Source organism: Celeribacter halophilus (assembly GCF_018860305.1).
GTDB classification, from domain to species: domain Bacteria; phylum Pseudomonadota; class Alphaproteobacteria; order Rhodobacterales; family Rhodobacteraceae; genus Celeribacter; species Celeribacter halophilus_A.
Map to the genome: position 1 here is coordinate 156473 of NZ_JAHKPE010000021.1, position 26082 is coordinate 182554.

25 protein-coding genes are annotated in these 26082 nt (G+C 55.8%); 15 read left to right on the forward strand and 10 right to left on the reverse strand.

Going from position 1 to position 26082, the window contains the following annotated elements; genetic code table 11:
• Positions 1 to 9: 9 nt before the first annotated feature.
• Positions 10 to 2625, reverse strand: coding sequence for a DNA mismatch repair protein MutS (gene mutS, locus KO492_RS08260; protein ID WP_216044611.1), 2616 nt, complete (start codon positions 2623 to 2625; stop codon positions 10 to 12).
• A gap of 168 nt (positions 2626 to 2793) precedes the next feature.
• Here mutS and KO492_RS08265 point away from each other — a divergent pair, with 168 nt between their 5' ends.
• Complete coding sequence (locus KO492_RS08265; RefSeq protein WP_216044518.1) at positions 2794 to 5058, forward strand: NADP-dependent malic enzyme; 2265 nt, start codon at positions 2794 to 2796, stop codon at positions 5056 to 5058.
• A 23-nt stretch (positions 5059 to 5081) separates the two neighbouring features.
• On the forward strand, positions 5082 to 5957 hold the full coding sequence (locus KO492_RS08270; protein ID WP_216044519.1) for a ribokinase: 876 nt from the start codon (positions 5082 to 5084) through the stop codon (positions 5955 to 5957).
• Positions 5958 to 6060: 103 nt separating this feature from the next.
• Here KO492_RS08270 and KO492_RS08275 read toward each other — a convergent pair whose 3' ends face one another.
• Positions 6061 to 7284: an argininosuccinate synthase gene (locus KO492_RS08275; RefSeq protein WP_066600941.1), complete on the reverse strand. Its 1224-nt coding sequence runs from the start codon at positions 7282 to 7284 to the stop codon at positions 6061 to 6063.
• Between the two features lie 147 nt (positions 7285 to 7431).
• On the opposite strand from KO492_RS08275, the gene KO492_RS08280 reads away from it, so the two are divergent.
• Positions 7432 to 8184 (forward strand): hypothetical protein, encoded by a 753-nt coding sequence (locus KO492_RS08280; protein ID WP_216044520.1) that lies wholly within the window; start codon positions 7432 to 7434, stop codon positions 8182 to 8184.
• On the forward strand, positions 8177 to 9427 hold the full coding sequence (gene ilvA / locus KO492_RS08285) for a threonine ammonia-lyase IlvA (RefSeq protein ID WP_216044521.1): 1251 nt from the start codon (positions 8177 to 8179) through the stop codon (positions 9425 to 9427). The genes KO492_RS08280 and ilvA overlap by 8 nt, the downstream gene beginning before the upstream one ends.
• Positions 9428 to 9434: 7 nt before the next feature.
• On the opposite strand, the gene KO492_RS08290 is transcribed toward ilvA, so the two are convergent.
• Positions 9435 to 9755, reverse strand: coding sequence for an Hpt domain-containing protein (locus tag KO492_RS08290; RefSeq protein ID WP_216044522.1), 321 nt, complete (start codon positions 9753 to 9755; stop codon positions 9435 to 9437).
• Positions 9756 to 10483: 728 nt separating this feature from the next.
• Between KO492_RS08290 and KO492_RS08295 the strand changes: the two genes are divergently transcribed.
• The gene (locus KO492_RS08295) at positions 10484 to 11407 is read left to right on the forward strand and encodes an N-acetylneuraminate synthase family protein (protein WP_216044523.1); all 924 of its coding nucleotides are present in this window, start codon (positions 10484 to 10486) and stop codon (positions 11405 to 11407) included.
• Positions 11408 to 11570: 163 nt separating this feature from the next.
• Here the strand turns inward: KO492_RS08295 and KO492_RS08300 are convergent, their stop codons facing one another.
• A complete protein-coding gene (locus tag KO492_RS08300; RefSeq protein WP_216044524.1) occupies positions 11571 to 12533 on the reverse strand; it encodes an acetyl-CoA carboxylase carboxyltransferase subunit alpha in 963 nt (320 codons plus the stop codon).
• Between the two features lie 207 nt (positions 12534 to 12740).
• Positions 12741 to 13700 (reverse strand): L-malyl-CoA/beta-methylmalyl-CoA lyase, encoded by a 960-nt coding sequence (locus tag KO492_RS08305; protein WP_216044525.1) that lies wholly within the window; start codon positions 13698 to 13700, stop codon positions 12741 to 12743.
• A 281-nt stretch (positions 13701 to 13981) separates the two neighbouring features.
• On the opposite strand from KO492_RS08305, the gene dgcN reads away from it, so the two are divergent.
• From dgcN to KO492_RS08320, 3 genes are all read left to right on the forward strand, one after another.
• A complete protein-coding gene (dgcN, locus tag KO492_RS08310) occupies positions 13982 to 14983 on the forward strand; it encodes an N-acetyltransferase DgcN (RefSeq protein ID WP_216044526.1) in 1002 nt (333 codons plus the stop codon).
• 63 nt (positions 14984 to 15046) lie between these two features.
• Complete coding sequence (gene dgcA / locus KO492_RS08315) at positions 15047 to 16033, forward strand: N-acetyl-D-Glu racemase DgcA (RefSeq protein WP_216044527.1); 987 nt, start codon at positions 15047 to 15049, stop codon at positions 16031 to 16033.
• A gap of 19 nt (positions 16034 to 16052) precedes the next feature.
• Complete coding sequence (locus tag KO492_RS08320; RefSeq protein WP_216044528.1) at positions 16053 to 16913, forward strand: D-amino-acid transaminase; 861 nt, start codon at positions 16053 to 16055, stop codon at positions 16911 to 16913.
• Positions 16914 to 16970: 57 nt separating this feature from the next.
• Here KO492_RS08320 and KO492_RS08325 read toward each other — a convergent pair whose 3' ends face one another.
• The 5 genes from KO492_RS08325 to KO492_RS08345 are packed head-to-tail and all read right to left on the reverse strand — an operon-like array spanning position 16971 to position 19426.
• A complete protein-coding gene (locus tag KO492_RS08325) occupies positions 16971 to 17360 on the reverse strand; it encodes a hypothetical protein (protein ID WP_216044529.1) in 390 nt (129 codons plus the stop codon).
• Entirely contained in the window at positions 17350 to 17976 is a 627-nt protein-coding gene (locus tag KO492_RS08330) for a DUF5671 domain-containing protein (RefSeq protein ID WP_216044530.1), read from the reverse strand. Before KO492_RS08330 ends, KO492_RS08325 begins: the two co-directional genes overlap by 11 nt.
• Positions 17973 to 18293, reverse strand: a complete 321-nt coding sequence (locus KO492_RS08335; protein WP_216044612.1) for a DUF1244 domain-containing protein — start codon at positions 18291 to 18293, stop codon at positions 17973 to 17975. Before KO492_RS08335 ends, KO492_RS08330 begins: the two co-directional genes overlap by 4 nt.
• 12 nt (positions 18294 to 18305) lie before the next feature.
• Positions 18306 to 18650, reverse strand: coding sequence for a 5-carboxymethyl-2-hydroxymuconate Delta-isomerase (locus tag KO492_RS08340; RefSeq protein WP_216044531.1), 345 nt, complete (start codon positions 18648 to 18650; stop codon positions 18306 to 18308).
• A 2-nt stretch (positions 18651 to 18652) separates the two neighbouring features.
• Positions 18653 to 19426 (reverse strand): N-formylglutamate amidohydrolase, encoded by a 774-nt coding sequence (locus tag KO492_RS08345; protein ID WP_216044532.1) that lies wholly within the window; start codon positions 19424 to 19426, stop codon positions 18653 to 18655.
• Positions 19427 to 19562: 136 nt separating this feature from the next.
• Between KO492_RS08345 and pyk the strand changes: the two genes are divergently transcribed.
• The 7 genes from pyk (at position 19563) to pheT (ending at position 26047) form a co-directional block, all read left to right on the forward strand.
• Positions 19563 to 21011 carry a pyruvate kinase gene (pyk, locus tag KO492_RS08350; RefSeq protein WP_216044533.1) on the forward strand — a complete coding sequence of 483 codons (1449 nt, stop codon included), beginning with the start codon at positions 19563 to 19565 and terminating at the stop codon, positions 21009 to 21011.
• 15 nt (positions 21012 to 21026) lie between these two features.
• Positions 21027 to 21263: a hypothetical protein gene (locus tag KO492_RS08355; protein ID WP_066602416.1), complete on the forward strand. Its 237-nt coding sequence runs from the start codon at positions 21027 to 21029 to the stop codon at positions 21261 to 21263.
• Between the two features lie 119 nt (positions 21264 to 21382).
• Positions 21383 to 21583: a 50S ribosomal protein L35 gene (gene rpmI, locus KO492_RS08360; protein ID WP_066602414.1), complete on the forward strand. Its 201-nt coding sequence runs from the start codon at positions 21383 to 21385 to the stop codon at positions 21581 to 21583.
• A gap of 14 nt (positions 21584 to 21597) precedes the next feature.
• Positions 21598 to 21960, forward strand: coding sequence for a 50S ribosomal protein L20 (rplT, locus tag KO492_RS08365; RefSeq protein WP_066602411.1), 363 nt, complete (start codon positions 21598 to 21600; stop codon positions 21958 to 21960).
• 117 nt (positions 21961 to 22077) lie between these two features.
• Positions 22078 to 23148, forward strand: a complete 1071-nt coding sequence (pheS, locus tag KO492_RS08370; RefSeq protein WP_066602409.1) for a phenylalanine--tRNA ligase subunit alpha — start codon at positions 22078 to 22080, stop codon at positions 23146 to 23148.
• Positions 23145 to 23657, forward strand: a complete 513-nt coding sequence (locus KO492_RS08375) for a hypothetical protein (protein WP_216044534.1) — start codon at positions 23145 to 23147, stop codon at positions 23655 to 23657. Before pheS ends, KO492_RS08375 begins: the two co-directional genes overlap by 4 nt.
• Positions 23654 to 26047 carry a phenylalanine--tRNA ligase subunit beta gene (pheT, locus tag KO492_RS08380; protein WP_216044535.1) on the forward strand — a complete coding sequence of 798 codons (2394 nt, stop codon included), beginning with the start codon at positions 23654 to 23656 and terminating at the stop codon, positions 26045 to 26047. The genes KO492_RS08375 and pheT overlap by 4 nt, the downstream gene beginning before the upstream one ends.
• The last annotated feature ends 35 nt before the right edge of the window (positions 26048 to 26082 follow it).

Sequence of the window (26082 nt, forward strand, 5' to 3'; positions counted from 1 at the left end):
GGCCTTTTCTTATGCCAGTTTTGCTTTCAGATCATAGAGAACCTGAAGCGCCTCACGCGGCGACAGTTCATCTGGGATGATCTCGCTCAGGGCTTTCTCCACATCACTTTCCTTCGGCTTCTCGGATGGCGCCGGAGTTGGGACCGCTGCAAAAAGCGGAAGATCATCAATGATCGCCTTCGGGTTGGCCGCGTGTTCCGCCTGACCTTTTTCAAGCGCCTCAAGCACGGATTTCGCCCGTTCAACCACCGCATCCGGCAGACCTGCAAGCCGTGCGACCTGCACACCATAGGAGCGGTCGGCTTTGCCCTTGATCACCTCATGCAGGAAAATCACCTCGCCATCCCACTCCTTGACGGCGACGGTGGCGTTCTCCGCTCCGGACAGCTTGTCCGAGAGGCTGGTCATTTCATGGTAGTGGGTCGCAAAAAGTGCGCGGCATTTGTTGACGTCATGAAGGTGCTCAAGCGTTGCCCAGGCAATCGACAGCCCGTCATAGGTTGCCGTGCCGCGTCCGATTTCATCGAGGATGACCAAAGCGCGATCATCCGCCTGATTGAGAATGGCTGCGGTTTCGACCATTTCGACCATGAATGTCGAACGCCCGCGCGCCAGATCATCGGAGGCGCCGACACGGGAAAACAGTTGTGAAACGATCCCGATATGAGCGCTTTCGGCAGGGACATAGGAACCGGCCTGCGCGATGAGGGCGATGAGCGCATTCTGGCGCAGAAAGGTGGATTTACCGGCCATGTTCGGACCGGTCAAAAGCCAGATCGCCGCGCCATCATGCCCATCTGAGAGATCGCAACTGTTAGCCACGAATTTGTCGCCGCCCTGTTTGCGCAGAGCGCGTTCGACAACGGGATGACGCCCGCCTTTGATAAGAAATTCCCGACCCAAATCCACCTTGGGACGGGTCCATCCTTCGGCTTTTGCCAGATCGGCCAGCGCGGTAATCAGGTCAAGTTCGGCCAGCGCGCCGGAGGCATCGTTGATCGCGGGGGCATGTTCCAGAATGGCCATGCGCAGTTTTTCAAAAAGGCGTTTTTCGATTTCAAGCGCACGTCCGCCAGCGTTGTGGATTTTGGTTTCAAGTTCGCTGAGTTCGAGCGTTGTGAACCGCACCTGATTTGCTGTGGTCTGGCGATGGATAAAGGTGTCGGAGAGGGACAGCATCTTTTCCGCATGTGTTGCGGTCGTCTCGATAAAATAGCCGAGGACGTTGTTGTGCTTCACCTTGAGCGACTGCACCCCTGTCATTTCCGCGTATTTCACCTGTAAGGAGGCAATGACCCCGCGTCCTTCGTCGCGCAGGGTGCGACATTCGTCGAGTTCCTCGTCATAGCCAGCGGCGATGAACCCGCCGTCACGGGCCAGCAGGGGCGGCTCCGCCACCAGAGCCGCGTCCAACAGGTCGATCAGTTCGGCCTGTCCGGTCAGGAAACCCATTTTCTGCTGGATTAGGGTCGATACCGGCGCGGCTTCCAAGAGGCTGTAGATGTTTTCCGCCTGTGACAACCCGTTGCGAATGGCGGCCAGATCACGCGGGCCGCCGCGCTCCAGGCCGATCCGCGAGAGGGCGCGTTCCATATCCGGTACCTTGCGCAGGGCGTCTCTGAGGGACTCTGCGGTTCGGGTGTTTTCGATGGCGAAATCTATGGCGTCGAGACGTGCGGTGATGATGTCGACATCGCGCGAGGGGCTGGACAGTCTACGCTCAAGAAGCCGTCCACCTGCGGCGGTCACGGTGCGGTCCATCGTGGCGATCAGGGAGCCGTCGCGCCCGCCGGACAGCGCGTGCGAGATCTCAAGGTTGCGCCGTGTGGCCGCGTCAATCTGCATCGTGCCGCGCAGGGACTCGCGCACAGGGCGTCGCACCAGCGGCAGTTTGCCTTTTTGTGTGATGTCGAGATAATCGACAATCGCCCCCATCGCGGCGATTTCCGGCAGGCTGAACTGTCCGAAGGCCTCAAGCGACGAGACGCTGAAAAGTTCGGTGAGGCGGTTCTGCGCCGAGGTGCTGTCAAAAGAGGCGCGGGAGAGTTCGGTCATGCGGTCGTGAAAATCAGGCACAAACTCGGCCCAATTCGCCTCATGGGCCTCGGAAACGACGATCTCCGACGGGTTGAGCCGCGCAAGCTCCGGCCCCAACCCCACAAGCGGGCAGGGCATGACATGAAACGCACCCGTAGAAATATCAATCCACGCCAGCGCCCCTTCTTCGCGGATTTCGGCATAGGCGGCGAGGAAATTGTGGCGGCGCGCATCGAGCAGCGTGTCTTCCGTCAGCGTGCCCGGCGTCACAAGCCGCACCACATCACGCTTGACCACAGACTTGGACCCGCGCTTTTTCGCCTCGCTCGGATCTTCAAGCTGTTCGCAAACCGCGACCTTGAACCCTTTGCGGATGAGGTTGAGCAAATAGGTCTCGGCGGCATGAACCGGCACGCCGCACATGGGGATGTCATCGCCGGCATGTTTGCCACGCTTGGTCAGCGCAATATCAAGCGCCTCAGCCGCGGCAACCGCATCGTCGAAGAACATCTCGTAAAAATCGCCCATACGATAAAACAAAAGCGCATCGCGATGCCGCGATTTGATTTCGAGATATTGCGCCATCATCGGCGTGGGGGCGGAGGTTTGGGTGGCCAAAGTTCTGTCCCTTGTCTTATTTTCCGCCCAACTTAGCGGCCCGATATGTGGCGTAAAGGCCCATATCGTTTTCTTTTTGTTGAGACCTGCGCAGGGTGTGGGTAAGTAGTCCCAATTGACCGCGAGGAGACTACCCGAATGTCCAAGACCAAACAAACCCGTGAAGAAGCGCTCGCCTTTCACATGGAACCCCGTCCGGGCAAGTTCGATGTGGCGCCCAGCGTTCCGATGACCACTCAAAGAGACCTCTCTCTGGCCTATTCTCCGGGTGTGGCCGTGCCTTGCGAGGAAATCGCAAAGTCTCCCGAAACCGCCTATGACTATACCAACAAGGGCAACCTTGTCGCCGTGATTACAAACGGGACCGCCGTTCTCGGCCTTGGCAATCTTGGCGCGCTGGCGTCCAAGCCGGTGATGGAGGGTAAGGCGGTTCTGTTCAAACGCTTTGCCGATGTGAACTCCATCGACATCGAACTGGATACCGAAGACCCCGAAGAGATCATTCAGGCCGTCCGCCTCATGGGGCCGAGCTTTGGCGGGATCAACCTCGAAGACATCAAAGCACCGGAATGTTTCATCATCGAGCAGCGGCTCAAGGAAGAAATGGACATTCCGGTCTTTCACGACGACCAACACGGCACGGCGGTGATCTGTGCTGCGGGTCTGATCAATGCGCTCTATATCTCCGGCAAAAAGATCGAGGACTGCAAAATCGTCCTAAACGGTGCCGGTGCCGCAGGGATCGCCTGTCTCGAACTCATCAAATCCATGGGCGCGCAACATGACAACTGCATCATGTGCGACACCAAAGGCGTGATCTACCAGGGTCGCACCGAAGGCATGAACCAATGGAAATCCGCCCACGCCGCCACCACCGATGCCCGCACGCTCGCCGAGGCAATGGTGGATGCTGATGTGTTCCTTGGCGTGTCGGCCAAAGGCTCCGTGACGCAGGACATGGTCAAAAGCATGGCGCCCAACGCCGTGATCTTTGCCATGGCCAACCCCGATCCGGAAATCACCCCCGAAGAAGCCCACGAAGTGCGTGACGATGTGATTGTCGCCACGGGGCGCTCGGATTACCCGAACCAGGTTAACAACGTTCTGGGCTTTCCCTATCTCTTCCGTGGTGCGCTCGACATTCATGCCCGTGCGATCAATGATGAAATGAAAATCGCTTGTGCAGAGGCGCTGGCCGCACTGGCACGCGAGGATGTGCCGGACGAGGTGGCGCTGGCCTACGGGCGCAAACTGTCCTTCGGGCGCGATTACATCATTCCGACCCCGTTCGACCCGCGACTGATCTACACAATCCCGCCCGCTGTGGCGCAGGTTGGCATGGACACCGGCGTGGCGCGGCGTCCGATCATCGACATGGAAGGCTATGCGCAGGATCTCAAGGCCCGCATGGACCCCACAGCACAGATATTGCAAGGGCTCTATGCCCGCGCACGTCAGGCTCAGGCAACGATGGTGTTTGCCGAGGGCGACGATCCGCGCGTCTTGCGTGCTGCCGTAGCCTATCATCGTGGCGGGTTTGGCCGCGCTTTGGTCGTTGGCCGCACCGATGATGTGCAAGCCAAACTTCAGGAAGAAGGGCTGGGCGAGGCGATCTCCGAAATCGAAATCGTCAACGCCGCGAACACCGAGCACCTGCCGGAATACAAGGACTTCCTTTACAAACGGTTGCAGCGCTCCGGTTTCGACCAAAAAGACATCCACCGTCTTGCCGCCCGTGACCGCCATGCCTTCTCCGCTTTGATGTTGGCGCATGGTCATGCTGATGGCCTTGTTACCGGTGCGACCCGCAAATCGGCTCATGTGCTGGACCGGATCAATTCGGTCTTTGACGCCAAGGCCGAAGATGGCGCGGTTGGTGTAACGGCTGTTCTGCTCAAGGGCCGGATCATCTTCATCGCGGATACGCTGGTGCATGAATGGCCGGAGGAAGAAGACCTTGCCGATATTGCCGAAGCCGCCGCTGCCGTTGCGCGCAAAATGGGGATCGAGCCGCGTGTGGCTTTTGCTTCCTTCTCGACATTCGGCTATCCGGTGTCCGAACGCGCCAACAAGATGCACATGGCACCGCAAGTCCTCGACAAGCGTGGCGTCGATTTCGAATATGATGGCGAAATGACCGTTGATGTGGCGCTCAATCCCGATGTGATGGCGGCTTATCCTTTCTGTCGTCTGTCGGGGCCGGCCAATATTCTCGTGGTGCCCGCCCGTCACTCTGCCTCTATTTCCGTCAAATTGATGCAGGAAATGGCCGAGGCAACCGTGATTGGTCCGATTTTGACCGGTGTGGATAAGCCGATTCAGATTTGCTCAACTGTTTCCACGGTAAATGACATTCTGAACATGGCTGTTCTTGCGGCGTGCAAGGTGGGTCAAACAACGTAATGTGATACTGTTGGAGGGCGCTTATGGCAATCTTTAATCTCGGTTCGGTAAATATCGACCATTTCTACAAGCTTGCCCATTTTCCCGAACCCGGAGAAACCCTGAGCGCTCTGGATCACACACTCGGCCTCGGCGGCAAAGGGATGAACCAGTCCGTTGCCGCGGCGAAAGCAGGGGCCGAGGTGTTTCACATCGGTGCAATTGGCAAGAGCGATGGCTGGGTCCGCGAGCGGATTGAAAGCTATGGTGTGAATTGCAAATATCTGCGCGAGGTGGATGAGGAGACGGGTCACGCGGTGATCTATGTCGATGCTGCCGGTGAAAACACGATCGTGCTGGCTCCGGGTGCGAATGTGAAGCAGGACAGCGAATTTGTTGTGAATGCGATTGATCAGGCGAAATCGACTGACACTTTGCTGTTGCAAAACGAAACCAACCTGCAACCGCCCGCCGCCACCTTTGCCTTGGTCAAAGGCATGCGGGTGATTTATTCCGCCGCGCCGTTTTCCATCGAGGCGGTGAAGAACATCATTCCCGATCTCTCCATGTTGGTGATGAACGCCGTGGAGGCCAGCCAGCTCAGCTCCGGGATGGGTGTGTCTTTGGATCAGATTCCCGTGCCGCAGATCATGGTCACTTTGGGCAGCAAGGGCGCGATGTGGCGGTCCAACGAGACGGGCGAGGTGATCGAGGTCACATCTCCGAAGGTGACGCCAGTGGACACCACGGCTGCCGGAGACACTTACATCGGCTATGTCGCGGCGGGGCTTGATCTTGGAATGCCGATCAAGGCGGCGATGGAATGGGCGACACAGGCGGCGGCGCTGAAAGTGACCCGCGCGGGCACGGCGGATGCGATTCCGTCTGCTGATGAGGTGAAAGCCTTTCGCGGGGCGTGAGGCCGCTGTGATCTCGCATTGAAAAGGGCGCCTCGACGGGCGCCCTTTTGATTTACATGATGCCCGACAGAAGTCCGACAGGTATCCGACGCTTTGCCGACCCTTATTTGAGGCGACGATTCCGTGCGGCCAGAAGTTTCAGGCGCAGCGCGTTGAGCTGGATAAAGCCCTGCGCATCTTTCTGGTCGTAAGCGCCAGCGTCGTCTTCGAAGGTGACGTGCGCTTCGGAATAGAGCGAGGCTTCGGAAGACCGTGCAACCGTAAAAGCCGAGCCTTTATAGAGTTTTAGGCGAACATTGCCGGAGACATGCTCCTGCGATTTGTCGATTGCGGCCTGAAGCATTTCACGTTCGGGCGAGAACCAGAAACCGTTGTAGATCAGCTCCGCATAACGCGGCATCAGGCTGTCTTTGAGGTGACCGGCGCCGGAATCGAGTGTAATCTGCTCAATCCCCCGATGCGCCTCCAACAAAATAGTCCCCCCCGGAGTTTCATAAACACCACGGGATTTCATGCCGACAAAACGGTTCTCCACAAAGTCGAGACGCCCGATACCGTGCTTGCGACCGTATTCGTTCAACTCGGTCAGAACAGTCGCGGGGCTCATCGCCACACCGTTGATCGCCACCGCATCGCCTTTTTCAAAGGTGATGTCGATGAATTCCGGCTCGTTCGGCGCATCTTCGGGATGAACCGTGCGCTGGTAGACGTAATCCGGTGCTTCCTGCGCCGGATCTTCAAGCACCTTGCCCTCGGAAGAGGTGTGCAACAGGTTCGCATCAACAGAGAAGGGCGCCTCGCCCCGTTTGTCTTTTGCGATCGGAATCTGGTTTTTCTCAGCAAAATCAAGCAGCTTCGTGCGGGACGACAGGTCCCATTCGCGCCACGGTGCGATCACTTTGATATCGGGGTTGAGCGCGTAGGCGGACAGCTCGAAACGCACCTGGTCATTGCCCTTGCCGGTTGCGCCATGGGCCACAGCATCGGCGCCGGTTTCTTCGGCAATCTCGACGAGGCGCTTGGAGATCAGCGGGCGCGCAATGGACGTGCCCAGAAGGTAGAGACCTTCATACACCGCATTGGCGCGGAACATCGGGAAGACGAAATCACGAACAAATTCCTCGCGCACGTCTTCGATGTAAATGTTTTCCGGTTTGATGCCGAGCATCTCAGCCTTTTGTCGTGCCGGTTCCAGTTCCTCACCTTGGCCGAGATCGGCGGTAAAGGTCACAACCTCACAGCCGTATTCGGTCTGGAGCCATTTCAGGATGATCGAGGTATCAAGGCCGCCGGAATAGGCGAGAACCACTTTTTTGGGCGCAGACATAAGACTTTCCTTTTTCGGACATCGCAGGCGCGATTATCGGTTTTTTGCCCCGAGAGCAAGGATTGAGCAAGGTTTCATACCAAGAATGCTTTAGCTTGGGGGGAAAAACCACTAAACCTGCGATTAAGATAATCAAAAAGGGTCATCATGACGGGTTTTATCCTCTTTCGAAACGCCGTGTTGCGTGTGCTGCACCATCTCGACGAAGCCTTGGCTGTGTCTGGCCTGATCTGGATCGGTATCCTGATTATACAGATTTTGAGCTTCGGCGCGGTGGATATGGAGGGCCTTGAGGCGGGTGATCCTGCGGCTGTGTCGGGTAATGGGTTGATGCTGCTCTTTATCGCCAATCTGGCGATGGTGATCGGGTCCTGCTGGATCGCGGTTGAGTGGCACTGTTACGCGCTTGAGGGCAAACGCCCGACATCCGCTTTCCCGTCTTGGAACGGCAAGAGGATCCTTAGCTATTTCTTCCTTTCCATTCTGATTGGCATTGGCATCGGAATGGCTGTTGGGCTTTTTGCCGGCGTATTGTTTTCCCTGTTTGGAACAATGCTGTCCCAATCGATTGGCGGGCTGTTTCTTATCGTTGTGATCGGCTTGCCTGCGGTGTTCATGTTCTTGAGGATTTCACCCGTTTTGCCTGCGGTTGCCTTGGGGAACAAACTTTCTTTTGGAGACGCTTGGAACGCGACGAAACCGTATTCGGCCTCCATTTTTCAGGCCGCGATCCTGTCGATTGCTGCTTTAATCGTGGTTCAGTTCGTTGCGCCTGTGTTCGGTAGCGGAATTGTCGGTCTTCTATATGAACTCGCTGTCGGCTGGCTGTTGTTGATGGTCAATGTCAGCCTTCTGTCTTCGATCTATGAGCTTTCCTTGAAGGGGCAGTTGCATGACTGATCCAAAAGAATTTGCGCAAAACGCGCGCGCGGCTGAAACTTTGGTGCGCCGTCTTTTCGAGCCCACCCCGTGTTTGCGCAATGATCACCTGTCTCAGGCGTTCGATTGTGACGTTTGGTTAAAGCGCGAAGACTTGACGCCGGTTCGGTCCTACAAATTGCGTGGGGCGTGGAATGCGATGATCAAGGCGCGCGAAAAGAACCCGAACATTGGCCTGTTCGTTTGTGCCTCTGCGGGCAATCACGCTCAGGGCGTGGCTTTTGCTTGTCGTCAGTTCGGAGTGCGGGGGGTGATTTTCATGCCCGTTACGACACCGCAGCAGAAGATTGACAAAACAAAGGTCTTTGGCGGCGAGATGGTCGAAATCCGCCTTGTCGGGGATTATTTCGACAATACTCTTGAAGCCGCGCAAACATATTGTGCGGAAGAGGGCGGCCATTTTCTCGCGCCATTTGACGATTCTGATGTGATTGAGGGGCAAGCGACTGTTGCGGTGGAGTTCATGTCGCAAATGACGCCTGATATCGTTGTGCTACCGGTCGGTGGCGGCGGGCTTTCTTCGGGTGTTTTGTCCTACCTCAAAACAGAAGCCCCCGATGCCGAGATCTATTTTGTAGAACCGATGGGGGGACGGTCGCTCAAGGCGGCTGTTCAGGAGGGGCATCCGGTGACCCTGACTGACATTGACAGTTTTGTGGATGGCGCAGCTGTGGCGCGTATCGGTGCGTTGCCCTTTAATGTTCTCAAGGACATTTCCCCCGATCACATTCTGGCCTGTCCGGAGGATCGCATCTGCTCTACCATGATCGATATGCTGAATGTTGAGGGTATCGTTCTGGAACCTGCCGGTGCTTTGTCGATTGATGCGCTTCAAGACATTCGTGATGAAATTCGCGGAAAACGGGTTTTGTGTGTGACTTCTGGTGGCAATTTCGATTTCGAACGCTTGCCGGAGGTCAAAGAACGGGCGCAGAGATTCCGAAACCTGAAGAAATATTTCATTCTGCGTATGCCTCAGCGCCCGGGGGCATTGCGGGAGTTCCTTGATATGCTGGGGCCGACTGACGATGTTGCGCGGTTTGAGTATTTGAAGAAATCGGCGCGCAATTTTGGTTCGGTTTTGATCGGGATTGAAACGGATAACCCAGATAATTTTGCCCAGCTGTTTGAAAAAATGGATGCGGCAGGTTTGGTTTATCGCGACATTACAAATGATCAGGCGCTTGCCGAATTTGTGCTTTAACTTTTACTCATAGCGCTACGTTTTTTAGAAATTCTGCGCGGGAATGTGTGTAGGTTTCAAAGAGCTTCGGTAGATCAATTAGAGCGAAATCACCTCGGCGTGCTGCTATTTCGCCTTCATAGCAAAGGGATGAAAATGCAGTGAAGCCGAGGTTCAGGGAGCTGCCTTTAAGAAAGTGTAAATCCTGCTCCAAGCTATTCGGGTTTGGATCATTCCGTATTCTTGCGACCGTTTCGTCAACTTCCTCTAGAAAAATGCTGGCGACCTCGGTGAAATCTTCTTCGCCAACCTCAGTCCGCAATTCTTCGATGTGTTTCCAATCAATCATTGGCTCTCCAATTCTCGAAAATCAGGTGGGAGAATCATGACTAAACTTTTGTTTCTAATTGTTGAGTTCTGGCTGTGAGATACGAATTGGGCTCACTATCGCGAAGGTTTTGAATTCATCAGACAGCCATTCAAAAACGTGCTGTTGGTTTGAAACTGGGCACCAGGAAACTACGATCCTTGGCCCATATTTCGCGAGGCAGATAATTCACGGGAGCAGGTTTTAGTGTCCTCGCGAAAAGCCATAATCATGGATTTCTGCTTCAGATTATGCCTGAAGTGCGCCGGCTTTACCTGTGCAATCAAATAACCTGTCGTTTCCAGACAATCGATCCGGCCAAATAGATGAGAGCGCTTTTTTATGCGGTGAAGCAATCTACCCATGCGAGTATGTTTCAGCCAAGTAATCATGTCGTCCCTACATACATATTTATCATCGAAACTCCATGAACTCATCTCAGAACTTATTTAAAATGACGTAAAATCAGTTGCGATAATACTTAGAATTTTTAAGGCCTGAAAAATCAAAGCTGATCTAAATGGTAAAATACAAATATCAGGCGTTTATGTTTCTGTTAACCATTTAGAAATCTCTGTCGTCGATAAACATCACAGATGAACGCATGCGGGCTTTGGTCCTTACCTACGTCTCTTCACTACACATGAGTGAAGGTCGGGGTGATGAGCAAACAGATTTGCCGGATGCCCTATTTGTAGATGGATCTGAATATGACGACCGAGAAAAAATCTGTTCAAGTTATCGCTGAAATTGGCTGCAATCACAAAGGTGAAATGAGTATCGCCAAAGAGCTCATTCGTGTTGCGGCGCATGTCTGCAAAGCAGATATTGCGAAGTTTCAGAAGCGGCATAACCGTGAACTGCTCTCACCCGATCAATTTAACGCACCCCATCCTGTGCCGAAAAATTCTTATGGGGATACATATGGTGCCCATCGTGAATTTCTTGAATTCGACAAGGATCAGCATCAAGAGCTTCTAGAAGAGTGTAAGATCAACGGCATCAAATATTCGACGTCTGTCTGGGACCTGACTTCGGCCAAAGAAATTGCGCCGCTTAACCCGCCGTTGCTAAAAATTCCGTCGGCGACAAACCAGCACTATGAACTGCAGAATTATCTTTGCGAAAATTTTGGCGGCGAAATTCATGTTTCTACAGGTATGTCCACCGGCAAGGAGATTGCAGACCTGATCAAATTCTATAGTGAACGAGGTCGTGCCAAAGATCTTGTCGTCTATAGCTGCACCTCTGGTTATCCGGTTGCGTTTGAAGATATTTGTCTGCTCGAAATCCGCAATCTGATGGAAAAATACGGCACCCAAGTCAAAGGGATCGGCTTCTCTGGTCACCACCTTGGAATTGCGGCTGATGTAGCTGCTTTGGCGGTGGGGCGTGCGATGGAGGCTGATGGTAAAGGCAAATTCACCCATATTGAGCGGCACTTTACCCTTGATCGGACATGGAAAGGCACGGACCACGCGGCAAGTCTTGAGCCGGATGGGCTGCGCCGTCTTTGTCGCGATTTGAAGAATGTAGATATGGCTCTCGCTTATAAGTCCACGGAAATCCTGCCTGTGGAGCAGGTTCAGCGTGACAAGCTGAAATGGGTTGCCCGTGAACATTCTTTTGCGTGATGCATCGTTGTGAGCGCCAAAGCTGTATGTAGGGGCATCCTATATGTCGTGAGACATAGTTGGTTATTGTCTATTCATACAGCCCGCTTCAAGGCCACCTTTCGTATGTGGCCTTGAAGAGCTCTTTTGTAGAATGAGCAGAAATTAACGGGGAAACGCTTATTTAGGCAGCCAGCCCCTTGGAGCCGATTTCAAGAAACTTCTTGCGACGGTCCTTGAGGATCGTTTCGGGTTTCTTCTTCTTGAGCGGCGCAAGCATCGCTTCGATGGCTTTTCCGACAGCGGCGATTGTTGCCTCCCGGTCGCGCTGGGCACCGCCGAGCGGTTCGGGAATAATCTGATCAATCACACCGAGTTTATGCAAGTCCTGTGCCGTCAGACGCAGGGCTTCAGCCGCTTCACGCATCTTCTCCGCGTCTTTCCAAAGGATCGAGGCACAGCCTTCCGGAGAGATTACGGAATAGACGGAATGTTCCAGCATGGCGAGTTTATTGGCCGAGGCAAAAGCCACAGCGCCACCAGAGCCACCCTCACCAATGATGACGGAAATCATCGGGACTTTGAGATTCAGGCATTTTTCGGTTGAACGCGCGATGGCTTCTGACTGGCCGCGCTCTTCTGCGCCCTTACCCGGATAGGCACCGGGAGTATCGACTAATGCGATTACCGGAAGGCCGAAACGATCAGCAAGATCCATCAGGCGGATGGCTTTGCGGTAGCCCTCGGGGCGCGCCATGCCGAAATTGCGTTCGATTCGGGATTTGGTGTCATGACCTTTTTCCTGACCAATCACCACGACGGGCTGATCATTGAAGCGGGCAAGCCCCCCCATCACGGCATGATCATCGGCAAAGTTCCGATCCCCTGCGAGCGGGGTGTATTCGGTAAACAAGGCGTCAATGTAGTCCTTGCAGTGCGGGCGCTCGGGATGGCGTGCAACCTGACATTTGCGCCAGGGCGTCAGACCTTTATACAGATCCTTGAGCAAATCAGCCGCTTTCTTGTCGAGTGCTGCGGCTTCTTTCTCGACATCCATCTCTTCATTGTTCCGTGCCAGAGCGCGCAGCTCTTCGGCTTTCCCCTCGATCTCAGCGAGCGGTTTTTCGAATTCGAGATAGTGAGTCATGCGGACCTCCGAACCATACTTGATCCCGTATATGGCTATTTTCGTCCAAAGGTGCAACTCGGCAAGGCTTGGAAAGGCACAGGAATTGCTCCTTTGCCTTCTGTCATGTCCTTCAGGATCTGTCTGTGGTGGAAGAGCGCCCCGAAACATAAGCCTCGGGGCGCGGTTCCCTCAACAGTCGGGCCTCCCCTCCCGACTGGAGGAATATCAACTGTTCGTGATCAGCTCGGCTTGCGCCACAATCACTTCAGCTTGCTTGATTGACGCTATATCGACAAGGCGTCCTTTGTAAACAGTTGCGCCTTCACCGTTTGCTTTGGCTTGTTCCATAGCGGCGAGAATCTCGCGGGCCTCAGCCACCGCTTCATCGGACGGGGTGAAGACTTCATTGGCCAGCGCAATCTGTTTCGGGTGAATTGCCCATTTCCCGACCATACCAAGCGTCGCGGACCGGCGTGCTTGAGCACGATAGCCTTCATCATCAGAGAAATCACCAAAAGGACCATCCACGGGCAAGACGCCATGAGTGCGGCAGGCGGCGACAATGGCGGTCTGGGCCCAGTGCCACGGGTCGGAATAATGCCGCGTGTCACCGTGGAGCATATAGTAATTCTCCTGAGTGCCGCCGATGCCGGTGGTTTGCATCCCCATTGAGGCCGCGAAATCGGCCGCCCCAAGACTCATGGCAACGAGACGTGGAGAGCTTTTTGCAATCTCCTCGACATGAGCGATGCCGGCGGCCGATTCGATGATAACTTCGAAGTTGATTTTCTTTTGGCGGCCTTTCGCAGCTTCGATTGCAGTGACAAGCGCATCGACCGCATAGACGTCTTCGGCACAGCCTACTTTCGGGATCATGATCTGGTCCAGACGTTCACTGGCCTGCTCCAGAAGATCGACCACATCGCGATACCAGTAAGGAGTGTCCAGAGAGTTGATACGCACGGCGAGGGTCTTTTTACCCCAATCAATCGTGTTGATCGCCTCGATAATATTGGTGCGGGCCACGTCTTTATCAGAGGGCGCGACCGAATCTTCCAGATCAAGGTTGATCACATCCGCCGCTGATGCTGCCATTTTCGGAAAGAGTTTCGTATTCGAGCCGGGGCCGAAAAGTTGGCAACGGTTCGGACGATCCACGGGGGCGGGCTGTAGACGGAAGGACATTGGCGCTCCTCTCGGCAATGATGTTTCCAAAATATATCCAGCATTGTTATTATCTTGCTTTGATTGTGGCAAGGAGGATTTTGCGTCTGCGGCATTTCCCGCTTTCGAAAGAAATCGGAGTTTTCAAACTGCTTGTTTCGTAATCAGGTTAATTTTTCTCCCGATTTTTTAGATTAATTTGGGATATTCTCCCAATACGTCAGAGTTTCTAACGTAATTTCAGAAGCACCTTGCAACGAATCTCGGTCACTGTGAATCAAACGCAACCGGAGTGCTGCACCATGATTGAAACACCGTATCTTCTTTTCCTCGGCGACGCCCCTGATCAACTGGCTGCGAAAGTAGCCCAAGGGATCAAGGACTGGCGCCCAGAATATGCTCTCGGCCAATTCCGCATGGAAGGCTGTAATGCCGACATGAAACTGCCCGATATGGACCTGAAAGCGGCAAAGGCCGCTGGCGCCAAGACCTTGGTCATTGGTGTGGCAAACCGTGGCGGCGTGATTAGTCCGGCGTGGAAAAGAGTGCTGATCGATGCGCTTGAAGAAGGCTTTGATATCGCCTCCGGCCTGCACAACCTCTTGCGTGAGGAGGAAGACCTTGTGGCGGTTGCCAAGACCTTTGGCCGGACGTTGCATGATGTGCGTATCCCTTCGGTGAAATATCCGATTGCAAATGGTGTGAAACGCACAGGAAAACGGTGTCTCGCGGTCGGCACAGATTGCTCTGTGGGTAAAATGTATACGGCTTTGGCAATCGACAAATCCATGCGCGAAAAGGGTATGAAGTCCACGTTCCGTGCCACGGGTCAGACGGGGATCCTGATTACCGGTAATGGTGTTCCGCTTGATGCAGTGATTGCGGATTTCATGGCGGGATCTATCGAATACCTTACGCCGGACAATGATGCGGATCACTGGGATCTGATCGAGGGGCAGGGCAGCTTGTTCCATGTGTCCTATTCCGGCGTGACCATGGCGCTTGTGCACGGGGGGCAGCCGGATGCGTTGATCCTCTGCCACGAGCCGACCCGCGAACACATGCGCGGCTTGCCGGGGTTCAAGCTCCCGACACTTGAGGCGCTGCGTGACACGGCGCTGACGCTGGCGAAAGTTGGGAATCCGGACTGTAAGGTGGTTGGTATTTCTGTGAACACTCAGCACATGTCCGAAGACGAGGCGCTGGCCTATCTCGCGAAAGTGGAAAAAGAGATGGGTCTGCCGACCATTGATCCGTTCCGTCAGGGCGCGGACCGTCTGGCTGATGCCTTGGCAGAGGTTTAAGGATAAAAAGGGTCGTCTTCGGACGCCTCTTCACACTGTTCTGTTCCCATTCAGGAAGATCACATGCCCAAGTTGACCGTTACCGCCGAAAGCTTTCGTCTCGCCGAAGTGTTTACCATTTCGCGCGGATCACGCACCGAGGCCAAAGTGATTACTGTGCGGGCAACAGAGGGCGAACAACGTGGCTGGGGCGAACAACGTGGCTGGGGCGAATGCGTGCCCTATGCGCGCTATGGCGAAAGCCTTGAAAGCGTGGCCGCCGAGATCGAAGGGCTGCCGGAGGACATCACCCGCGCAACACTGCAAGAGGCGCTGTCTCCGGGGGCCGCTCGAAACGCGGTCGATTGTGCGCTTTGGGATTTGGAAGCCTCGAAAGCCGGAAAACGGGTTTGGGACCTGTTGGGCCTTCCGGCTCCGGTGCCGATGATTACGGCCTATACCCTGTCGCTGGCTTCCCCCGAAGAGATGGAGAAATCTGCGGCGAAACACGCACACCGTCCGTTGCTCAAGATCAAACTGGGCACGGCGGATGACATGGGCCGTCTGGAGGCCGTGCGTCGCGGTGCGCCGAAATCAAAGATTATTGTTGATGCGAACGAGGGTTGGTCCGCTGAGGTCTACGCAGACCTCGCGCCGCATTTGGTGCGGCTTGGCGTGCAACTTGTGGAGCAACCCTTGCCTGCGGGGCAGGACGATATGTTGGCGGAGATTGAGAGACCCCTTCCGGTCTGTGCCGATGAGTCCTGTCATGACCGCAAGAGCCTCCCCGATTTGAAGGGCAAATATGATGTGATCAACATCAAGCTCGACAAAACGGGGGGGCTTACGGAGGCGCTGGAATTGCGCAAGGCGGCGCTGGCAGAGGGCTATGACATCATGGTTGGCTGCATGGTCGGCACCTCTTTGGCGATGGCACCGGCCACAATCGTTGCGCAAGGGGCGCGTGTTGTGGACCTTGACGGTCCTTTGCTTTTGGCAGAAGACCGTCCCGAACCTTTGCAATTTGATGCGGAAGGCGTTCACCCGCCTGTCCGTGCGCTTTGGGGCTAACTCATTCAAGGAGAAAGACATGACCCGCACCGTTTATGTGAACGGCGAATACCTGCCGGAAACCGAGGCTAAAGTATCCATTTTTGATCGCGGGTTCCTGATGGCGGACGCGGTCTATGAGGTGACCTCTGTAATCGGCGGCAAGCTGATTGATTTCGCAGGGCACAAAGCCCGTCTGGAACGCTCCTTGTCCGAGCTTGAAATGGTTTCCCCCGTCACGATGGATGATCTGCTTGCGATCCACCGTGAATTGATTGCGAAAAATGATCTCGACGAAGGCGGTATCTATCTCCAGATCACACGCGGTGCCGGCACGGATCGCGATTTCGTCTGGCCTGATCCGGAAGAAGTGTCTGGCGGTATCGTGCTCTTTACCTTCGCCAAGCCGCTTTTGAATTCCAAAGTCATGGATGAGGGGATCAAGGTCATCTCTGTCGAGGATCTGCGCTGGGCGCGCCGCGACATCAAGACCACCCAATTGCTCTACCCGTCGATGGCAAAAATGAAGGCGAAAAAAGCGGGTTGTTCCGATGCGTGGCTGGTGAAAGACGGTTTTGTCACCGAAGGCTATGCGAACAACGCCTATATCGTCAAAGATGGCACGATCATCACCCGTCAGCTGTCCACTGACATTCTGCACGGTATCACCCGCGCAGCGATTTTGCGCTTTGCCAAAGAGGCGCAAATCAAGATCGAAGAACGCCCCTTCACAATTGCTGAGGCGCAAGCTGCGGATGAGGCCTTTGTGACCTCCGCAACCGGATTTTCCCAGCCGGTGATCGAAATTGATGGGGTGACTGTGGCGGATGGTAAGGCTGGTCCGATCGCCAAGCGCCTGCGTGAAATTTACGTTGAAGAGATGCTGAAAACAGCGATCTGATGGACGCGGATATTGATGTAATGAGGCCCGCCGGTTTGGCGGGCCTTTTCTTTGCGCTCAAAGATTTGCAGTGCGACAGCCGGACCCGTCAAGCGCCTCTGCGGGTCGCCGTTTTTGCAAGGATTCGATGTCTTCGAAATCTGCGCAAATTTTGAAAGAGGCCTCGTCGACTTTGAGATAGCGATACCCCTCGGTGCGCAGTAGGGCATCTTCGGCCAGTTTGTCAGGACATGTATCGGTTTCGGTCAGCATGTCTGGGAGTGTGTTCCCGTTTTCTCGCGCAAGACATTGGGTGTGCCAGACAAGGGTGCGCATTTCCGAGAGGCGTTGATCGTCACGCTTTTCGATCCGCGCCGCGTCCGGACCGCCAACCGTGGCAATCCCCGCAGCCACTGCGCCCAATGCCAGCACGGTGAGTGCAATTTGCGGCCAGCTTTCAAAGGTCATTCTCTGCGTCTTTCATCGCATTGCGGTAATAGCCGAAGACCGTGCCGGCGACGGCTGCGACAACCGCAAGTTTCAAGGTGAAAACGAGGGACAGATCGCCGTTTAGCAAGGCATAGACAACACTCAGGAGGTCGCCCAACAGCGCCATGGAAGAGACGAAAAGCGCGATATAGCCGAACCACTTGCGCACTACGGAGCGACGGCGGCTCTGGTCCCGATGTAGGGTGCGGGTCTCGCTGCGTTGCAGGAGCATAAAGAGCGGGAAGAACACGATGATGGCCGCGATGGACCAACGTAGCGAGCGATTGAGAATATAGGCGTGACTTTCGTCAAAAAAGCGCTCCACAAGCTCCATACCAAGAGATGCGATATGCCACGTGGTCATGGCCAGAGCCACGAACATCAGCGCGTAAAAGAAGGACTCTTTTGCCGACACATAAGGACGCGGGCGCGGCACGGGTGGGATGTGATCGGTTTCGGCCCAAGCCCCCAAGGCATCCTGCACCTCGGTTTCTGCCCATCCGGCCTCGCGCAGCGCCGTGGCAATCTCGTCGCGGCTTTGACCGGCGAGCAATGCCTCTCGGGTGAATTGTGCAAGCTGGTCAACAGGGCTCATGATGTCTCTTTCGGGCCGACATTCTCGGCAAAGGCGATGTCGAATGCTGCCTTCTGTTCGGGTGTGGCCTCTGTCTGGCTTTGGGCTTTCCAGTCCTCATAGGGCATGCCGTAGTAAAGCTCGCGGGCCTCGGCTTTCGACATTTCGATTCCGCGTGCGTTGGCGGCTTCTTGCACCCAGCGTGACAGACAGTTGCGACAGAAACCTGCGAGGTTCATCATGTCGATATTCTGCACATCGGGGCGCTTGTTCATCAGATGGTCGCGCAGGGTGCGGAAGGCAGCGGCTTCGATTTCGACCATCGTCTTGTCGTCAATCTCCGGCATTTCTCATCCCTTCAGACGTTTGGCATAGGCCGCGGTGTTCATGTCGCGCACGTCGACGCTGAGGCTACCGACCGAGGGCAGCACCCCGTCCATCGCTTTGAGCACAATATCGGAAAGCCGTGCCTTTGTCGCATCATTGCGGCCTTCCAGCAGATAGAGCGTGGCGTGGGCAAAAGTGTCCGGCTCGGTGCCGATCTTGAAATAGGGTTGAGGACGTGCGCGCACTTTGAGCGCGGGCGCATTCACTTCGACGTCAAGAACAAGTGCGTCGAAAACTTCTTCGCAAAGACGTGAGATATCGTGGTTTCGTTCGAGGCCTTCTGCGAAATCGATGACAACATGGGGCATGGTTACAATCCTGTCTTTTGGAGCGTGTCTTGAAGAATGGGGGCCAGAAGTGCGGCCCAGTGTGCTTGCTGCGCAGGTGTTTCGATCAGATCGGAGCGCAGTTCGATCAATAGGTTGAGCCGCCCGTGGTGAAGGGCGTGGCGGTCAATGGCATCGCCGGGCAGGTGTCCGTCATAGGGCTCATTGTCGCCGATGATAAGTCGCTCGCCAAGCTTTTCGGCTTCGGCCTGCAGAATTTCGGAGGCTTCAAGCGCGGCAATGAACGGATCGGTGAAGCGTCTGTCATAGGCCGAAAGAATACCGATCTGCCACGGGCGGCGGGGACGGTTTTGCAGTTGCGGGGTAAAGCTGTGGACAGCGCAGATGACCACGTCGTCACGCCTCGCGCAGAGTGCCGCATAGGCGTTGTGATAGGGACGATGGAACAACTCCAGCCGCCGCTCCACTTCTGCGGCATCAGCATGGCGGTTGCGCGGGATGATGGTTCCGTCATAGAGTTTCATCACCAGTGTCGGGTCTGTCTCGCCGCGGTTGGGATCGATCACAAGCCGGGAAAAATCGGTATGGATCATCGGGCTGCCGAGTTTGTCAGCCAAGCTGCGGCTTACACCCAGCGCGCCGATGTCATAGGCGATGTGGCGGGCCATATCCTCGGCGCTGATGCCAAGATCGGGACCGATTTCTTCGGGCACGCGGTTGGTTGCATGATCGCAGGTGATGAGCCAGCGGCCCGGCCGATCCTGTCCTTCGATGTGATAAGGAGCGTTAGAGGTCATTTTCGCGTCACCTTTTGGTTTCATACCTCCATTAAGCCCTTTCGCGCCGCAGGGCCAGTTGTGCAGCGCTAACATTTGGGGCATAGAGAAGATGGCCCGTGACAAGTTGAAACGACCGAAAAGGACTTTAGGCAATATGAGACGCCTTCGGAATGTGAAGATCGTGGCCACGTTGGGCCCGTCCTCCAATGATTACGAGACCATCCGCGCCTTGACTGAAGCAGGTGCCGATGTCTTCCGTCTGAATATGAGCCACGGTGATCACGAAGAAATTCGTGCGCGACATGCCATCATCCGCAAAATCGAGACCGACCTTGGCCGTCCGATTGCCATTCTGGCCGACCTTCAGGGGCCGAAGCTGCGGGTGGGAAAATTCGGCTCCGGCGCACATGATCTCGAAGAAGGCGATAAATTCCGCCTTGATCTCGACGATACACCCGGTGACGGGAACCGTGTGCAACTGCCACATCCCGAGATTTTTGCCGCACTCAAACCGGGCGCGTCTCTTCTGGTCAATGACGGCAAGATTCGCCTTAAGGTCGAAGATTGCGGCGACGACTACGCGAATTGCATCGTGATGGTCGGCGGGACGATCTCCGATCGCAAAGGGGTCAACGTGCCGGACGTGGTGCTGCCGCTTGCCGCGTTGTCGCCGAAGGATCGTAAGGATCTCGAATTTGTCTGCGAACTGGGTGTCGACTGGCTCGCGCTGTCGTTTGTGCAGCGTCCCGAGGATGTGCTCGAAGCCAGAGAGCTTGTGAAGGGCCGTGCTTCTGTTCTGGCGAAGATCGAGAAACCGTCGGCGGTTGATGCGTTTGAAGATATTCTGGCTGTTTCCGATGGCATCATGGTTGCGCGTGGCGATTTGGGCGTTGAACTGCCTGTGCAAGCCGTGCCGCCGATCCAGAAACGCCTGACACGCCGGTGTCGTGCTGTGGCGAAACCTGTGATCGTGGCGACCCAGATGCTTGAGAGCATGATCGAAAGCCCGATGCCGACACGCGCCGAAGTGTCCGACGTGGCGACCGCCATCTATGAGGGCGCGGATGCGATCATGCTATCGGCTGAATCTGCGGCGGGCAATTATCCGATCGAAGCTGTGACCACGATGAACAATGTCGCGGTCGAAGTGGAGAGTGATCCGGTCTACCGCGACGTTCTGGATGCTTCGCGTGCGGGGATCGAGAAAACCACCACGGCTGATGCGATTGTTTCGGCAGCCCGCGAGATTGCGGAAAACACCGATGTCAAAGCCGTCGTCTGTTATTCCGAGAGTGGCACAACGGCGGCGCTGACCGCCCGTGAACGCCCGCATGTGCCGATCATTGCCATGACCTCGCGTCGCAACACTGCACGCAAGCTCTGCCTCTACTGGGGGATGCATTGCGTCATGACGGGCGAAGTCGAGCGGTTCAAAATGGCTGTGGTCAATGCAGCGCGCGCGGCGCGGACGTCGGGCTTTGCAACCGAGGAGGACAAGATCGTCGTCGTCGCGGGGATTCCGTTCAACCAGCCGGGCTCGACCAACATCCTGCGTGTTGCCCCCTGTGAAGAACGCCTGATCTTCAACTCCGACCCCGAATAAGGCGCGCGGGTCGCGATGAATACGGACTTTCTTCTTGTATTGGGCATGGTGATCTGTTTGCTCGCCGTGCCCAATGCCATCAAAGCCTATTCCGAAAGCCTGTCCCCGAAATTTGCCACAGGCATGATTGTGATCGGTGGTGTGATGTTCGTCGCAGCACTGATCTTGCATCCGGTTGGTTACAGCTTTGCCGACATTCCACATGCCGTCTTGCGTGTGATGGTCGGAATCATGGATTTTTTGAGGAAATGAACCTCTCAAGCCTTGCCAAGGCCGCTCAGGGCCTGTAATGGCACCGGCTCATGGGGCGCGTCCGGCGGTATGGCATGCCGAGTCGCGCGATAAACCATCGAAACTATAAGGAGATGGAAATGCCTAAGATGAAGACGAAGTCGAGCGCCAAGAAGCGCTTTAAAATGACCGCCTCTGGCAAGGTCAAAGCGGGTCAAGCCGGCAAACGCCACGGCATGATCAAACGCACCACGAAATTTATCCGTGACGCACGTGGTACGACCACGCTCTCCGCACCTGATGCGAAGATCGTGAAGTCCTACATGCCCTACGACCGCTAAGAGGAGAGAGACACATGTCCCGCACCAAAGGTGGTACCGTCGCCCACGCCCGTCACCGTAAAGTCATCAAAGCCGCAAAAGGCTATTATGGCGCACGTTCGCGGAACTTCCGCACCGCAACGCAGGCCGTCGACAAGGCGAACCAATACGCAACGCGTGACCGTAAGGCCCGCAAGCGTAACTTCCGCGCCCTGTGGATCCAGCGTATCAACGCTGCTGTGCGTTCGCATGACGAAGCGCTGACTTACTCCAAATTCATCAACGGCCTGTCGCTCGCCGGTATCGAAGTGGACCGTAAGGTTCTCGCCGATCTCGCCGTGCACGAGCCTGCTGCGTTTGAAGCCATCGTCGAAAAGGCGAAGGCCGCGCTCGCGTAAGCTCCCCTATTCGGGAACGAACATTTTTGAAGCCGCGGACCTTTCGAGGTCTCGCGGCTTCTTGTCTTTTGGGCCTCCCGTGATACCAAGCGGGGGACATGGAACAGAGGGTTCGGGATGGACGATCTGAAGAACAAATATCTCACCGCGATTTTGCAAGCGGGGGACGAGGCCACGCTCGAAGACATTCGTCTGCAAGCGGTTGGTAAAAAGGGTGAAGTGGCACTCAAGATGCGTGAATTGGGGAAAATGACCCCCGAAGAGCGTCAGGTCATGGGGCCGAAGCTCAACGCACTCAAAGATGAAATCAACTCCGCTCTGGCCGCCAAAAAGGTCGCGCTGGAGGATGCTGCACTGGATGCACGTCTGGCGGAGGAATGGCTCGATGTGACCCTGCCGGGGCGCGGGCGTCCGCAAGGCACGATCCACCCGATCTCCCGTGTGTCCGAAGAAATCTATGCCATCTTCGCCGATCTCGGCTTTGCCGTGGCCGAAGGGCCGCAGATCGAAGATGACTGGCACAATTTCGACGCGCTCAACATTGCGCCGCACCATCCGGCCCGTCAGGAGCATGACACGTTCTACATGCACCGCGCCGAAGGCGACGAACGCGCGCCCAACGTGCTGCGGACCCACACCTCGCCGGTGCAAATCCGCACCATGCTCGACCAAGGCGCACCGATCCGCATCATCGCGCCGGGCCGCGTGTATCGGTCGGATTATGACCAGACACACACGCCGATGTTCCACCAAGTCGAAGGCATGGCCATCGACAAGGACATCTCTATGGCGAACCTGAAATGGGTGCTCGAAGAATTCTACACCGCCTTTTTCGGCACCAAGGTGAAAACCCGCTTCCGCGCATCGCACTTCCCCTTCACGGAACCTTCCGCCGAGGTGGATGTGCAGTGCAAATGGGAAAACGGCACCGTGACCGTGGGCGAGGGCGACGACTGGCTCGAAGTTCTGGGCTCCGGTATGATGCACCCGAATGTTCTGAAATCCGGCGGGATCGACCCGAAGGAATGGCAGGGCTTTGCTTTCGGCATGGGGATCGACCGTCTGGCGATGCTGAAATACGGCATCCCCGACCTGCGGGCGTTCTTTGATTCCGACCTGCGCTGGTTGCGCCACTACGGCTTTAGTGCACTGGGCACGCCGACTTTGGCCGGGGGGATTCACGGGTGAGTATAGGCCAGTTCTTTCTTGGCTTAGTCACAATTATCGTGGCGACTTTTGTCTATCGTTGGCAGAAGCTCATTGATCATGAGACTAAGCAAAAGGAAGAATTGCGCCGCCTTTATGCAGAGTATACCGCTGCTCTAACAGAACTCCGGTTTGCTCAACCTATGCTGGACGATGATGATTTCGCGGAAAAGGCTAAACAATTCTTCGGGATGGAAGAGCGTGAAGTCGGCCTTTATTGCTTGAGAGATCAAGTGTTCTTGTTGGCACCGGACAATGTTGTCACAGCTCTGGACAAATGTGACGAAGCCTTCCGTGCATGGAAAATTTCGTTCAATACAAATTACTCGTCTTTTGAGGAAGGGCGAGGGATTGTTCGCGCGAAATATGAGAATTTGCTGCAAAGTCAGAGGGCTTTGTTGAAGGAAATGAAAAAAGATTTGGCATCACACACGCGTTTTCGGAGGAAAGCGCTTGTTAAAACAGTCGTAGCCAAATGGAGTAAACAATGAAATTCACACTCTCCTGGCTCAAAGAGCATCTCGAAACCGAGGCGAGCCTCGATGACATCCTTTACGCCCTGACCGATCTCGGGCTTGAGGTCGAAGGCGTCGAGAACCCGCGTGAAAAGCTCAAGGGCTTCAAGCTGGTCAAGGTCAAAGAGGCCGAAAAGCATCCCGACGCAGACAAACTGCGCGTGTGTCAGGTCGAGACCGACGAGGGCATGACCCAGATCGTCTGCGGCGCACCCAATGCGCGGGCGGGGATCACGGCTGTTCTGGCCAAGCCGGGCATGTATATCCCCGGCCTCGACATCACCATTTCCGTCGGCAAAATTCGCGGCGTCGAAAGTCACGGGATGATGGCCTCCGAGCGCGAGTTGGAGCTTTCCGACGAGCATAACGGCATTATCGAGCTGGAGGGCGGCGAGATCGGCATGGAGTTTGCCGATTATCTGGCCGAGCATGATCCGGCCAAAGTCGATCCGGTGATCGAGATTGCCATTACGCCGAACCGCCCCGATGCGCTGGGCGTGTATGGCATTGCCCGCGATCTGGCGGCGCGTGGTCTCGGGACGTTGAAACCGCTCAAGGCCGAGACGGTGGAAGCAAAATTCCTCAATCCGATTTCGGTGGAGATTACGGAGGCTGCTAAAGACGGTTGTCACGTTTTCGCCGGTCGTGTGATCAAAGGTGTGAAGAACGGCCCCTCTCCGAAATGGTTGCAGGACCGCCTGACCGCCATTGGTCTGCGCCCGATTTCCATTCTGGTCGATGTGACCAACTTCTTCACCTATGACCGCAACCGCCCGCTGCACGTCTTTGACGCAGCGACGGTGAAAGATGGTCTGGTGATTGACCGCGCCAAAGGGGGCGAAGAGCTTCTGGCGCTCGACGAGAAAACTTACGCCATGCCTGAAGGCGCGATGTGTATTTTCTCCGGCGGGAAGGTCGAAAGTATTGGCGGCATCATGGGCGGGCTTGAAACCGGCTGCACGGACGAGACCGTGGATGTGTTTGTCGAGGCGGCGTTTTGGAACACGCTCGACATCGCCAAGGCGGGGCGTGCGCTCAAGATCAATTCCGACGCGCGCTATCGCAACGAACGCGGCATTGATCCGGCCTACAACATGCAGGCGCTCGATGACGCGACCGCGATGATTGTGGCGCTCTGCGGTGGCGAGGCGTCCGAAGCCGTTGTCGCAGGCGAGGTGCCGGACGTGTCCCGCGCCTATCATCTCGATACCGACCGTGTGCAATCTCTGGTCGGCATGACCATTCCGGCGGAACGTCAGGTGGCTATTCTTGAGGCCTTGGGCTTTGTGATGGATGGCGACATGGCGCAGGTGCCAAGCTGGCGTCCGGATGTGTTGGGCGAGGCCGATCTCGTGGAAGAGGTCGCCCGTGTCGAGAGCCTGACCCATCTTGAGCCGAAGCCGATGACACGGCCCTCTGGTGTGGCCAAGCAAATCCTGACCCCCATGCAGGTGCGCGAAAGCAAGGCGCGCCATCAGGCGGCGGGGCTCGGGTTCAACGAATGTGTGACCTACAGCTTCATCGACCAGAAAAGCGCCGAACTGTTTGGCGGTGGCACGGATGCGGTGAAACTGGATAACCCGATCTCTTCGGAGATGAGCCACATGCGTCCGGATCTTTTGCCCGGACTTCTGGCGGCTGCGACACGCAATCAGGCACGCGGGTTTGCGGATTTGAACCTGTTCGAATGTGGACCGGCATTCTTCGGTGGCGAACCGGGCGAACAGCGTCGGCAAATTTCCGGTGTGCGCGTCGGGGCAACGGGGCCGAAAGACGTGCATGGCGAGCGTCGTGCGGTGGACCTTTACGATGCCAAGGCCGATGCCGAAGCCGTTCTGGCCGCCATCGGTGCGCCCGCCAAAGCACAAATCCTGCGTGACACATCGCCGTGGTTCCATCCGGGGCGCTCTGGTAAAATCTGCCTCGGCCCGAAGAAGGTTCTGGCGGAATTTGGTGAGTTGCATCCGAAAGTGCTCAAGGAAATGGGTGTGAAAGGCACGGCTGTGGCTTTCACCGTCTATCTCGAAGAAGCACCAATGCCGAAGACGAACAAAATCGCCCGCTCTGCTTTCTTCACCAACGATCTTCAGGCGGTAGAACGCGATTTCGCCTTCGTCGTGGACAAGGATGTGCGTGCGCTGGATGTCATCAATGCCGCTGGCGGGGCCGACAAATCTCTGATCGAAGATGTCCGCATCTTTGACGAGTTTATCGGCGGCTCTCTGGGCGAAGACAAAAAATCTCTGGCCATCACCGTGCGTATCCAGCCGGTTGAAGGAACGCTCAAAGAGAAAGACATCGAAGCCCTGTCGCAAAAAATCATCGCGAAAGTGGAGAAATCCACCGGCGGCATGCTGCGCGGCTGAGGTTTTGTCTGAGCTAAGCTAGGAAAACGGCGCCT

Coding starts and splice junctions, on each gene's coding strand:
- mutS (WP_216044611.1), bottom strand. CDS start 2,625: ATGATGGCGCAATATCTCGAAATCAAATCGCGGCATCGCGATGCGCTT.
- KO492_RS08265 (WP_216044518.1), top strand. CDS start 2,794: ATGTCCAAGACCAAACAAACCCGTGAAGAAGCGCTCGCCTTTCACATG.
- KO492_RS08270 (WP_216044519.1), top strand. CDS start 5,082: ATGGCAATCTTTAATCTCGGTTCGGTAAATATCGACCATTTCTACAAG.
- KO492_RS08275 (WP_066600941.1), bottom strand. CDS start 7,284: ATGTCTGCGCCCAAAAAAGTGGTTCTCGCCTATTCCGGCGGCCTTGAT.
- KO492_RS08280 (WP_216044520.1), top strand. CDS start 7,432: ATGACGGGTTTTATCCTCTTTCGAAACGCCGTGTTGCGTGTGCTGCAC.
- ilvA (WP_216044521.1), top strand. CDS start 8,177: ATGACTGATCCAAAAGAATTTGCGCAAAACGCGCGCGCGGCTGAAACT.
- KO492_RS08290 (WP_216044522.1), bottom strand. CDS start 9,755: ATGATTGATTGGAAACACATCGAAGAATTGCGGACTGAGGTTGGCGAA.
- KO492_RS08295 (WP_216044523.1), top strand. CDS start 10,484: ATGACGACCGAGAAAAAATCTGTTCAAGTTATCGCTGAAATTGGCTGC.
- KO492_RS08300 (WP_216044524.1), bottom strand. CDS start 12,533: ATGACTCACTATCTCGAATTCGAAAAACCGCTCGCTGAGATCGAGGGG.
- KO492_RS08305 (WP_216044525.1), bottom strand. CDS start 13,700: ATGTCCTTCCGTCTACAGCCCGCCCCCGTGGATCGTCCGAACCGTTGC.
- dgcN (WP_216044526.1), top strand. CDS start 13,982: ATGATTGAAACACCGTATCTTCTTTTCCTCGGCGACGCCCCTGATCAA.
- dgcA (WP_216044527.1), top strand. CDS start 15,047: ATGCCCAAGTTGACCGTTACCGCCGAAAGCTTTCGTCTCGCCGAAGTG.
- KO492_RS08320 (WP_216044528.1), top strand. CDS start 16,053: ATGACCCGCACCGTTTATGTGAACGGCGAATACCTGCCGGAAACCGAG.
- KO492_RS08325 (WP_216044529.1), bottom strand. CDS start 17,360: ATGACCTTTGAAAGCTGGCCGCAAATTGCACTCACCGTGCTGGCATTG.
- KO492_RS08330 (WP_216044530.1), bottom strand. CDS start 17,976: ATGAGCCCTGTTGACCAGCTTGCACAATTCACCCGAGAGGCATTGCTC.
- KO492_RS08340 (WP_216044531.1), bottom strand. CDS start 18,650: ATGCCCCATGTTGTCATCGATTTCGCAGAAGGCCTCGAACGAAACCAC.
- KO492_RS08345 (WP_216044532.1), bottom strand. CDS start 19,426: ATGACCTCTAACGCTCCTTATCACATCGAAGGACAGGATCGGCCGGGC.
- pyk (WP_216044533.1), top strand. CDS start 19,563: ATGAGACGCCTTCGGAATGTGAAGATCGTGGCCACGTTGGGCCCGTCC.
- KO492_RS08355 (WP_066602416.1), top strand. CDS start 21,027: ATGAATACGGACTTTCTTCTTGTATTGGGCATGGTGATCTGTTTGCTC.
- rpmI (WP_066602414.1), top strand. CDS start 21,383: ATGCCTAAGATGAAGACGAAGTCGAGCGCCAAGAAGCGCTTTAAAATG.
- rplT (WP_066602411.1), top strand. CDS start 21,598: ATGTCCCGCACCAAAGGTGGTACCGTCGCCCACGCCCGTCACCGTAAA.
- pheS (WP_066602409.1), top strand. CDS start 22,078: ATGGACGATCTGAAGAACAAATATCTCACCGCGATTTTGCAAGCGGGG.
- pheT (WP_216044535.1), top strand. CDS start 23,654: ATGAAATTCACACTCTCCTGGCTCAAAGAGCATCTCGAAACCGAGGCG.